The sequence below is a fragment of the [Ruminococcus] torques ATCC 27756 genome, from assembly GCF_000153925.1.
GTDB classification, from domain to species: Bacteria; Bacillota; Clostridia; order Lachnospirales; family Lachnospiraceae; genus Mediterraneibacter; species Mediterraneibacter torques.
In genome coordinates this window covers 15,695-27,026 of the sequence record NZ_DS264369.1, presented here as the reverse complement: position 1 = coordinate 27,026, position 11,332 = coordinate 15,695, and the positions used below count along the sequence as shown (strand labels likewise).

The 11,332-nt window shown below is 44.7% G+C and carries 11 protein-coding genes; 8 read left to right on the top strand and 3 right to left on the bottom strand.

Annotation, left to right across the window (positions count from 1 at the left end; all coding sequences use genetic code 11):
• The coding region (locus RUMTOR_RS10555; RefSeq protein ID WP_044998242.1) for a lysophospholipid acyltransferase family protein at nucleotides 1-421 on the top strand (421 nt) is incomplete at its 5' end.
• Nucleotides 422-546: 125 nt separating this feature from the next.
• Here the strand turns inward: RUMTOR_RS10555 and trxB are convergent.
• From trxB to RUMTOR_RS10540, 3 genes are all read right to left on the bottom strand, one after another.
• Nucleotides 547-1,461, bottom strand: a complete 915-nt coding sequence (gene trxB / locus RUMTOR_RS10550) for a thioredoxin-disulfide reductase (RefSeq protein WP_009242402.1) — start codon at nucleotides 1,459-1,461, stop codon at nucleotides 547-549.
• Between the two features lie 120 nt (nucleotides 1,462-1,581).
• Nucleotides 1,582-2,376, bottom strand: a complete 795-nt coding sequence (gene proC, locus RUMTOR_RS10545; RefSeq protein WP_009242403.1) for a pyrroline-5-carboxylate reductase — start codon at nucleotides 2,374-2,376, stop codon at nucleotides 1,582-1,584.
• Nucleotides 2,377-2,483: 107 nt separating this feature from the next.
• Nucleotides 2,484-2,756, bottom strand: a complete 273-nt coding sequence (locus RUMTOR_RS10540) for an acylphosphatase (protein ID WP_004847771.1) — start codon at nucleotides 2,754-2,756, stop codon at nucleotides 2,484-2,486.
• Between the two features lie 462 nt (nucleotides 2,757-3,218).
• Here RUMTOR_RS10540 and RUMTOR_RS10535 point away from each other — a divergent pair, with 462 nt between their 5' ends.
• The 7 genes from RUMTOR_RS10535 (at nucleotide 3,219) to RUMTOR_RS10505 (ending at nucleotide 11,276) form a co-directional block, all read left to right on the top strand.
• On the top strand, nucleotides 3,219-3,467 hold the full coding sequence (locus tag RUMTOR_RS10535; RefSeq protein ID WP_004847769.1) for a TM1266 family iron-only hydrogenase system putative regulator: 249 nt from the start codon (nucleotides 3,219-3,221) through the stop codon (nucleotides 3,465-3,467).
• A 139-nt stretch (nucleotides 3,468-3,606) separates the two neighbouring features.
• Nucleotides 3,607-4,665, top strand: coding sequence for a [FeFe] hydrogenase H-cluster radical SAM maturase HydE (gene hydE, locus RUMTOR_RS10530; protein ID WP_004847767.1), 1,059 nt, complete (start codon nucleotides 3,607-3,609; stop codon nucleotides 4,663-4,665).
• Between the two features lie 97 nt (nucleotides 4,666-4,762).
• Nucleotides 4,763-6,184, top strand: coding sequence for a [FeFe] hydrogenase H-cluster radical SAM maturase HydG (gene hydG, locus RUMTOR_RS10525; protein ID WP_004847765.1), 1,422 nt, complete (start codon nucleotides 4,763-4,765; stop codon nucleotides 6,182-6,184).
• 143 nt (nucleotides 6,185-6,327) lie between these two features.
• On the top strand, nucleotides 6,328-7,776 hold the full coding sequence (locus tag RUMTOR_RS10520) for a nicotinate phosphoribosyltransferase (protein ID WP_004847763.1): 1,449 nt from the start codon (nucleotides 6,328-6,330) through the stop codon (nucleotides 7,774-7,776).
• A gap of 149 nt (nucleotides 7,777-7,925) precedes the next feature.
• The gene (locus tag RUMTOR_RS10515) at nucleotides 7,926-8,978 is read left to right on the top strand and encodes a D-alanine--D-alanine ligase family protein (protein ID WP_004847761.1); all 1,053 of its coding nucleotides are present in this window, start codon (nucleotides 7,926-7,928) and stop codon (nucleotides 8,976-8,978) included.
• Nucleotides 8,979-9,011: 33 nt separating this feature from the next.
• On the top strand, nucleotides 9,012-10,433 hold the full coding sequence (locus tag RUMTOR_RS10510; protein ID WP_009242404.1) for a UDP-N-acetylmuramoyl-tripeptide--D-alanyl-D-alanine ligase: 1,422 nt from the start codon (nucleotides 9,012-9,014) through the stop codon (nucleotides 10,431-10,433).
• A 33-nt stretch (nucleotides 10,434-10,466) separates the two neighbouring features.
• Entirely contained in the window at nucleotides 10,467-11,276 is an 810-nt protein-coding gene (locus RUMTOR_RS10505; RefSeq protein ID WP_004847757.1) for a Cof-type HAD-IIB family hydrolase, read from the top strand.
• The last annotated feature ends 56 nt before the right edge of the window (nucleotides 11,277-11,332 follow it).

Sequence of the window (11,332 nt, the reverse complement as noted above, 5' to 3'; positions counted from 1 at the left end):
TCTGACACTTACAACGTGGATGCGTCGCCTGTATTGTCTCTTCCTTGACCGTTCCGATCCAAAACAAGGACTAAAGACTATACTGACTGCTATAGATTACATTAAACGGGGGATTTCAATCTGCATCTTTCCCGAAGGGACGCGCAACACAGGAGCGGAGCTTTCCCTTCTTCCGTTTAAAGACGGCGCTTTTAAAATCGCCACAAAAACAGGCTGTCCGATCGTTCCGATCTGCATGAACAACACGGCTGAAATTTTTGAAAATCATTTTCCGAAGATTAGAAAAACCCATGTCGTGATCGAATACCAAAAACCGATCTATCCGGACCGGCTTGATAAAGAAACAAAACGTCATATCGGAGATCACGTAGAATCGATCATCAAAGAAACGATTGAAAAAAATGCAAAATTATATTTTTAAACTCAAATAAAAATATCAAAAAAATAAAAAAAGCAGTTCCGCTTTTCATACAGACTCATCGAACTGTCTGTAAAACGGAACTGTTTTTTATTTTACTTATTAAAATGATAATTCAGCACAAAATCTCACAAACTTTGATCTGCGATATATTTACATGCCGCAAGCGCCGCCACCGCGCCGTCTGCCGCCGCCGTCGTAAGCTGTCTTACTTCTTTTGTACGGCAGTCTCCCGCCGCAAAAATTCCCGGATGAGATGTAAGGCAGTCTTCCGATGCGAGAACGAATCCTCCCTCATCTAATTTTACCGTATCTGCAAACGTCTCGTTTTTAGGGATCTGGCCGACTGCGACAAATACACCTGACACATGAAGTTCAAAATCTTTTCCCGTCTTTTTATCATTTAAAATTAATTTTTCCACCATGGATTCTCCGACGAGTTCTTTCACTGTCGCGCTGAGGATAAACTCTACGTTTTCCTTTTCTTTCAGCCGCTTCACACCGCTGTTTTCACCCCGGAACTCATCTCTTCTATGGATCAGATATACTTTACTGCAATAGTCGGAAAGGAATTCCGCATCCTGGATCGCTGTGTTTCCGCCGCCTACTACGGCGACTTCTTTTCCTCTGAAAAACATTCCGTCACATGTTGCACAATAGGAAACTCCCGCCCCTGTCAGCCGCTCTTCATTCGGTACTCCAAGATGTCTGTGCGTCACTCCGGTTGCTAAAACAATACTCCGGCACGGATATTCTTTTTCCGGTGTAACGATTACTTTTACTTCTCCTTCATCACGAATTCCCGTCACCTGCGCCATCTGTGTCTCTGCGCCGAGTTTCATTGCCTGATCGAGCAGATTCATGGAAAATTCGCTTCCGCTCACACTTGCGATCCCCGGATAATTTTCTACATTCGGAGACGAAGTGATCTGACCGCCAAATGTTCCTCCTTCTATAATAATTGTTCTTTTTCCCGCTCTCTGACCATAGATCGCCGCTGTCATTCCGGCAGTCCCGCCGCCGATGATTCCGATATCATACATAATTTTCATCTCCTTTTTTCCTGTCACTAAACGACCTGTTTATTTCTTTCATTCTGCAAAATTCAATTCGCTTCCTTGCTTCTGTAAAAGTCTGTTTTGCAGCACTTTATTTCTTCGTTATTACATCTTTCTCGATTTATCAGCGCATACTTTCATAGCTTCGATCACCGCGCTTCTAAGTCCTTTCTCCTCCAGAACGCGGACAGCCTCTATCGTTGTTCCCGCAGGAGAACATACCATATCTTTTAATTCTCCCGGATGTTTTCCCGTATCGAGCACCATCTTTGCACTTCCGTAAACTGCCTGCGCGGCAAATTCATACGCCTGCTTTCTCGGCATTCCTTCCGACACAGCCGCATCCGCCATCGCTTCAATAAACATAAATACATATGCAGGAGCGCTTCCGCTTACGGCAACGACAGCATCGATCATATTTTCCGCCACAATCTCTACTTTTCCGAAAGAACGTAAGATTTTCAACGCATATTCTTTTTCTTCTTCTGTCACCGCATCATTTGCACATGCGGCTGTCATCCCCTCTCCTACAAGCGCCGGTGTATTCGGCATTGCACGAACGATCTTAACCTTTTTTTCAAACTGTTCTTCCAGCCACTTAAGCGTCTTTCCGGGAGCGATCGTAATGATAAGCTGATCTTCTCTTACACAGTCTTTAATCTCCTTGATCGTCTCCGCATAATACTGCGGCTTCACCGAGAGTACAAGAACTTCTGATTCTGACGCCGCTTTCTTATTATCCTCTGTCACATTGATCCCATATGCAGATTGCACTTTGCTTCGGCTTTCCTTTGAAATATCCGCGCCGATGATCTCTTCCGGCTTAAAGATCTCATTTCTGATAATGCCTCCCATGATCGCGCCCGCCATATTTCCTGTTCCGATAAATCCTAATTTCATAATCTTATTCTCCTTTTCCATATTTCTATTTTCCTTTTATCTGTCGTCGTTCTATTCAATATTTTCTCTGTTTTATCATTTTTTCAGTTTTTCGTTTTGCTCATTTTTCAATACTTCACCGTAAATTCCCGTTCTTCCTCTAACGGAATCTCTTCAGTATCCATCCATTGAATATCGATGAAACGCCCTTGATTCAAGCCGACAAGCAGTTTATTGATCAGCGCTTCTCTTCCCTGAACTTCCATTGTCACAGTTTGATCCCAGTCGTTGCGAACCCAGCCTGTCAATTCCAAAGACTGCGCGAGATATTTTGCCGTATAACGAAATCCGACGCCTTGAACGCGTCCGTGAAAAACGATCCGTTTTCTGATCTCTGCCATATTACCGCCTCCTCAATTTCTGAAAATATATGCTTCAATCATAGAAATGAATTTACGAACCCTTTTCTATTATACTCTAGTTTCATATTAAACCAATAAAAACTTTTTAACAGTGACTATATCACAAATGAAATCATAAAAATCATATTATAGAAACCGCACTAAAAACATATTAAAGTTTTATGCATAATACATAAAACAACAAGTGAATCCCAAAATTTTTCGTGTCATTCTTCCAACTTTATGCTATACTCAAACACAAGACATACGTTCTGACTGCAAAGGCATCCTCCTGAGCAAAAAGGCGCACATATGGAATATCAGAGGGACTCTCCCTCTTTCTTTGTATATCCGCGCGCCTTTTCAGGCGCGCTTTTTACAATGTCTGCAAACGAAAGTCCGAACTTGTCTGAAACCTTGTCAACTGCTTACACTATACGAATTATAACAAGGAGACATACTATGGACACTAGAATCGCTCTTATCGGCGTTCTTCTCGAAACCCGAGAATCCGTCGATAAACTAAACCATCTTCTAAGCGACTACGGAGAATATGTAATCGGAAGAATGGGACTGCCATACAAAGAAAAAGGAATCCATATTATCAGTATCGCCGTAGACGCCCCGAACAATATCATCAGCGCCCTTTCCGGCAAACTCGGAATGCTTCCGGGCGTCAGCACGAAAACGATCTACGGCAAAACAACGTAACTTATTTGTAACAGCTATATGATCCAAACGCCCGCTTATGAGTAAAACAGCGGCGTCAGCCGCGATAAGCACGCAGTACGGTTTTACGAATGGCGCGAACTGAACTGTCACACTTATTTTTCTGCGAGAGGACACGACTATGACCGAAAAAAACGATACAAAACAACTGATTGACCGATTAGAAGCAACCCGTAATCTTTCCAGAGACGAATGGATCCGCCTGATTCAAAACAGAACGGCCGATGATGCAGACTATTTATTTGAACGGGCACAGGCCGTCCGCACACGCCATTATGGACGCAGCGTATACATCCGCGGACTGATCGAATTTACAAATTATTGTAAAAACGACTGCTTCTACTGCGGAATACGAAAAAGTAACAGAAATGCCAACCGTTACCGTCTGACAAAAGAGCAGATACTCTCCTGCTGTGAGATGGGATATGCTCTCGGCTTTCGGACGTTCGTTCTGCAAGGCGGTGAGGACGGTTCATTTACGGATGACCGGCTGACTGATATTATTTCTTCTATACGAACGCGATGGAGTGACTGCGCGATCACACTCTCAATCGGAGAACGTTCTTATGAAAGCTACAAGCAACTTTATGACGCCGGAGCGAATCGCTTTCTTTTAAGACATGAAACATACGATGACACGCATTACGGAAAGCTTCACCCCCCTGCCTTAAGCGCCGCCAGACGAAAGCAATGTCTTTTTGATCTAAAAAAGATCGGCTATCAGGTCGGCACCGGATTTATGGTCGGATCGCCTTATCAGACTTTTGAAAATCTGGCAGACGATATGCTGTTTTTAAAAGAACTCAATCCACAGATGGTCGGGATCGGTCCTTTCATCCCCCATCATGACACCCCGTTTGCAGATCAAAAGGCCGGAAGCGCTGATCTAACGCTGTTTCTGCTCGGATTGATCCGTCTGCTTCTTCCGAAAGTCCTTCTCCCTGCCACGACCGCTCTTGGCACGATTGATTCCGACGGCCGCGAAAAGGGAATTCTTGCCGGAGCGAACGTGATCATGCCGAATCTTTCTCCGCCGCAGGTGAGAGAAAAATATTTACTTTACGACAGTAAACTGTGCACCGGTGACGAAGCCGCCGAAAGCCTTCGTTCTTTAAAGCAGAGAATACAAAATATCGGATATGAAATCACAGTTTCCAGAGGAGATTCCCTGAACATATAAAAAGCACTTTCATCCGAAACATTTTCCCTGTCTGAAAGCAGATAAAACGATTTAAAATTCCGAAAAATAATATTAAAAATTAAAAGGAGACTCAACTATGTACGATGTAAATTCAAAACATGCAGATGATTTTATCAATCATGAAGAAATTCTCGAAACGCTCGCCTATGCAGATGAGAATAAAAATAACATGAAACTGATCGATGCGATCATTGAAAAAGCAAAAAAACGAAAAGGGCTGACACATCGGGAAGCATCAGTTCTTCTCGCCTGTTCGGACGAAGAAAAAAACAAAGAGATCTATAAGCTTGCAGAACAGATCAAAAAAGATTTCTACGGAAACAGAATCGTAATGTTTGCTCCTCTTTATCTGTCAAATTATTGTGTCAACGGCTGTACTTACTGCCCGTACCACGCGAAAAACAAACATATTATGAGGAAACAGCTCTCTCAGGAAGAGATCCGAAGAGAAGTCATCGCACTTCAGGACATGGGGCATAAACGGCTTGCTTTGGAAGCAGGCGAAGATCCTGTCCGCAATACGATGGACTATTACTTAGAATCGATCAAAACGATTTACAGCATCAAACATAAAAACGGCGCGATCCGCCGTGTCAATATTAATATTGCGGCTACGACAGTCGATAATTACCGCCTGCTCAAAGAAGCCGGCATCGGAACGTACATCTTGTTTCAGGAAACATACCATAAAGAAAGCTATCTTGAACTGCATCCGACCGGACCAAAACACGACTACAACTATCACACCGAAGCGATGGACCGCGCCATGGAAGGCGGCATAGACGACGTCGGTCTGGGTGTTCTCTTCGGACTGGACAAATACCGCTATGAATTTGCCGGGCTTCTCATGCATGCCGAGCATCTGGAAGCGGCGTTCGGAGTCGGTCCGCACACGATCAGCGTTCCTCGTCTGAAACACGCCGACGATATCGATCCCGATCAGTTTGACAACGGAATCGACGACGATACTTTTGCCAAGATCGTTGCCTGCATCCGAATCGCCGTTCCATATACGGGAATGATTATCTCTACCCGCGAAAACCAGAAAACACGGGAGCGCGTCCTTCATCTTGGAATCTCCCAGATCAGCGGCGGATCACGAACCAGCGTAGGAGGGTACTGTGAACCGGAACCTGAAGATGCCAAATCCGAACAGTTTGACGTCAGCGATACCCGCACACTTGACGAAGTTGTCCGCTGGCTTATGGAAATGGATTACATCCCAAGTTTTTGTACCGCATGTTATCGTGAAGGAAGAACCGGAGATCGGTTTATGTCTCTTTGCAAAAGCGGACAGATCCAAAACTGCTGTCATCCGAACGCTCTCATGACACTGAAAGAATATTTGATGGATTATGCGTCTCCTGAGACAAAGGCAATCGGAGACCGGCTGATCGACAGAGAAGTTCTCAATGTTCCGAATGAGAAAGCGCGTGCCGTCGTTTTGGAAAATCTGAAACTGATCGAGCAGGATAACAGAAGAGATTTTCGTTTCTAAATTTATTTTCTTGTGATATAATGAGCGTTGGCAGACGGAAGCCGCAGTAAAAACCACTTCTGCTTCCTCTGCAAATTTACGATACAGACGAAAGCAGTTTCATCGTTTCGTCTTATGCATGGCAATGAAAAGAGGGAATAACCATGAGCGCACAAAATCTCACCTTGCTGACAGATCTTTACGAACTGACAATGATGCAGGGATATTTTGAATCGCAGGCAAACGAAACGGTCATTTTCGACGTGTTTTTCCGCGAAAATCCAAACAAGGGCGGATACTCTGTCATGGCCGGTTTAGAGCAGGTGATCGAATATATTAAAAACTTGAATTTTTCTTATGAAGACGTAGATTATCTAAGGGGACTCGGACTGTTCAGCGAGGACTTCCTCCACTACTTGAGCGGATTCCACTTCAGCGGCGATATTTATGCCATTCCTGAAGGCAGCGTCATCTTTCCGCGGGAACCGCTCGTGAAAGTGATCGCCCCTATCATGGAAGCGCAGTTAGTCGAAACCGCGATCTTAAACATTATCAACCATCAGTCTTTGATCGCAACAAAGGCTTCCCGCGTTGTCCACGCGGCACAGGGAAACGGCGTGATGGAATTCGGTCTGCGCCGCGCCCAGGGACCTGATGCAGGTCTTTACGGGGCAAGGGCAGCCATGATCGGAGGTTGTGTCGGAACGTCCAATGTTCTCGCGGGAAAAATGTTTGACGTTCCTGTTCTCGGAACACATGCACACAGCTGGATCATGAGTTTTCCTGACGAATATACGGCATTTAAAGAATACGCCAGACTGTATCCTGACGCCTGTACGCTTCTCGTAGACACATACGACACATTAAAATCAGGTGTTCCGAATGCGATCCGTGTATTTCAGAAAATGAAAGATGCCGGAATCCATCCGAAAAGTTACGGAATCCGTCTTGATTCCGGCGATCTTGCCTACCTTTCCAAAAAGGCACGGAAAATGCTCGATGAAGCCGGATTTCCTGACGCAGTTATCGCCGCGTCAAATGATCTGGACGAATTTTTGATCAACGATCTGAAAATTCAGGGAGCTGCCATCACTTCATGGGGTGTCGGAACGAATCTGATCACATCAAAAGACTGTCCGTCATTCGGAGGGGTTTACAAACTTGCCGCCATCCAAAATAAAGACGGGGAATTTGTTCCGAAAATCAAGATTTCCGAAAATATAGAAAAAATCACCAATCCCGGAAACAAAACGATCTATCGCATTTATGATAAAGATACAGGAAAAATCCGCGCCGATCTAATCTGTTTTGCAGATGAAACTTACGATACTTCTGAAGATCTGCTTCTTTTTGATCCGAATTCCACATGGAAAAAGACACGGCTTGAAGGCGGCACATATACAATGAAAGAGATTTTAAAACCGATCTTTATCCGTGGCGAATGTAAATACACTTCTCCGTCCGTAAAAGAGATTGCCTCTTTCTGCGAACAGGAGAAAAATACTCTGTGGGATGAGACAAAGCGTCTCTTTAACCCGCACAAAGTATATGTAGACCTTTCACAAAGACTTTATGATACAAAAACCGAACTGTTAAATAACGTAAACCGATAGGAACAACTCTCTTATGAATCTATATCAGATCGACGACTTAGACGACTTAACCGAAACGTTCCATATTATAATTTAATGAAACTAAACGAATATCTGAAAATCAAATAAACAAAAACGAATATCTCGAAATCAAAGGAGTATAAACAATTATGAAAATCATCGTACTCGCCGGAGGACTAAGCACTGAAAGAGACGTTTCTCTTGCTTCTGCCGCCGGCATCTGCCGTACATTAATCGAAAAAGGTCATGACGCTTTTCTTCTTGACGTATTTTTAGGGCTGGAACACGCTCCCGAACATTTGGAAGACGTATTTACCCTTCCCGGTCACGGTCTTGAGATTGCGAAAAACATCAGTTGTGAAGAACCTGATCTTGCCGCTGTAAAAGCATCCCGGCCTGATCAATCCGACTGTTTCTTAGGACCAAACGTCATTGAATTATGTCGTCTGGCAGATATCACATTTCTCGGACTTCACGGCGGTGAAGGAGAAAACGGAAAACTTCAGGCTACTTTTGACCTGCTCGGTATCCGCTACACAGGTCCCGATTCTCTCGGCTGCGCCGTCGCTATGGATAAAGGACTGACAAAACAAGTCTTTCTCCAGGCAGGCATCGACACGCCGGCAGGCGTTACCATTCACAAGAAATCAAAAGACCGCTCTCTTGCTTTAACAGGTCTTTCCCTTCCTGTCGTTATAAAACCATGTTCTGGAGGTTCGAGCATCGGGGTATATATCGTCAGTACAGAAGAAGAATATGCAGAAGCTTTGGAAAAATCCTTTTTCTATGAGGATGAAGTCGTTGTAGAAGAGTATATAAAAGGACGTGAATTTGCATGTGGCGTAATTGACAACGAGGCGCTTCCTCCGATCGAAATCATACCGAAAACAGGATTTTTCGATTATGCGAATAAATATCAGGCGGACGCGACTTTAGAAGTATGCCCTGCGGACATTCCCGAAGAGACAGCTTCCCGGATGATGGAACTTACCGTAAAAGCATTCCGTGCGCTGAAACTCAACGTATACAGCCGCGCCGATTTTCTTCTGGATGAAAAAGGAAATCTTTACTGTCTGGAAATGAACACTCTGCCGGGCATGACCGCAGCCAGCCTGCTGCCGAAAGAAGCGAAAGCGGCAGGAATCGAATACGGCGATCTGTGTGAACTGATCATCAAAAAATCGTTAGAAGCGCGTTATTAATACATGTTGTTTAAGAAAGGCAGGAGCTATCTTATGAAATATATGTCATTACAGGAAATTGCCGCAGCCTGCGGCGGTACATACTACGGCGGATCTGAATTTCTCCCCCGTGAAGTAAGCAGCGTCGTCATCGACAGCCGTAAAGCAGAAAAAGACAGTCTGTTTATCGCGATCCGGGGGGCACGCGTCGACGGACATTCCTTTATTCCGAAAGTAATGGAACAAGGAGCGCTCTGCGCCGTTTCCGAAGAAGATCTCGGAGATGTTCCTTATTCTTATATTAAAGTGGCGTCATGTGAACAGGCTTTAAAAGATATCGCAGAACACTATCGGCGTTCCCTTGATATCAAAGTTGTAGGCATTTCGGGAAGCGTCGGAAAAACGAGCACAAAAGAAATGATCGCCTCTGTCCTGTCACAAAAATATTCGGTTCTGAAAACAGAAGGAAACTTTAACAATGAGATTGGGCTTCCTCTTACTGTTTTCAACCTCCGTAAGGAACATGAAATCGCGGTTCTTGAGATGGGGATCAGCGGCTTCGAAGAGATGACGCGCCTTGCGAAAGTTGCCCGGCCGGACATCTGCGTTCTCACAAATATCGGTGTCGCCCATATGGAAAATCTAGGTTCAAGAGACGGGATCTTAAAAGCAAAAACAGAAATGTTTGCTTATATGAATGAAAACGGAACAATAATCTTAAACGGAGACGATGACAAACTGCGCGGATATTCTCCCGAAAACGGAATCACGCCTGTCTACTTCGGTCTTGATGAAAGCTGCGGTTTTCACGCCGAAAATATTTCCGGCAAAGGTTTAAACGGAACGGACGCACAGTTTTTCACACCAAATTCTTCTTTTACGGCACATATCAACATCCCGGGCGCTCACATGGTGTACAACGCGCTTGCGGCTACCGCAGTCGGATACGCTCTTGGTATGACAGACAGGGAAATCTGCGCAGGAATCGAAGCAAATGTTCCGATTGCCGGACGCAATAACCTGATCCGTGCGCCCCATTTTACGATCATCGACGACTGCTACAACGCAAACCCTACTTCTATGAAAGCGTCTCTCGATGTTCTTGCCTTTGCAGATACTCGCAAAGCAGCAATACTCGGAGATATGTTTGAACTCGGAGAAAACGAAAAACAGATGCACCGCGAAGTCGGCATTCACGCCGTCAGAAAAGGCATCGATGTTTTGATCTGCATCGGCAGTTTGATGAAGTCGGCGGCAGACGGAGCGTTGGAATATCTTGAGCAGCAAAAAAACGCAGAACATACCGAAGAGACGCCTTCGTCTTCTGCGCATTTTCCGACTCAGATCTGCCATTTCGCCACAAAGGCAGATTTTCTGCGCGAGGCGAAAGAACTTTTAAAAGAAGGCGATACCGTACTTGTAAAGGCTTCACACGGAATGGAGTTTCCGGAAATCGTCGAATTTTTACAGCAATAATATTATATTTTGATAAAGCATAGGAGAAGGATTATGAAATATCAGGTTCTCGTCCTTGATCTGGACGGCACTTTGACCAATTCAAAAAAGGAAATTACCGCGCCGACAAAACAGGCGCTTCTTGAGATTCAGGAAGCCGGCCGCACTGTCGTTCTTGCCAGCGGGCGGCCGATCAACGGTGTTGCGCCTCTTGCAAAAGAACTTCAGATGGATACTTTCGGCGGATACATGCTCTCCTTTAACGGCGCACGTATTACAAAATGTTCCACAGGCGAGATCATTTACAATAAAACGATCCCAAAAGAAATCATCCGTCCGGTCTGGGAATACGTAAAGACATTTCCGGGACTGGATATCATCTCTTACGATGACACTCATATTTTCTCAGGGATTTGTCCGAACAAATATGTAGAAATAGAATCGGGAATAAACAATATGGAAATTGTTCCAACGGACGACTTTCCATCCGCCCTTGATTTCCCGGTAAATAAGCTGCTCATCTGCGGCGATCCGAAAACACTTGAAACGATGATCGAACCGCTCCGCAAGCAGTACCACGGGCTTTTAAATATCTATCTTTCCGAACCGTTTTTCTTGGAGATCATGCCGAAAAACATTGACAAAGCGCAGTCTCTCCAAAAGCTGTTAAACAGCATCGGTCTGACCGCTAATGAGATGATCTGCTGCGGCGACGGCTTCAACGATCTGTCCATGATCGAATATGCCGGTCTTGGAGTCGCCATGGAAAACGCACAGCCGATCATAAAAGAAACCGCCGACTTCATCACTCGTTCCAATGACGAAGACGGCGTACTCCATGTGATCGATACGTTTATGCGATAAAGAAATCTTTTATATCGGCTCACACATACAATCTGTAAGAGCTGTCACGATACTTT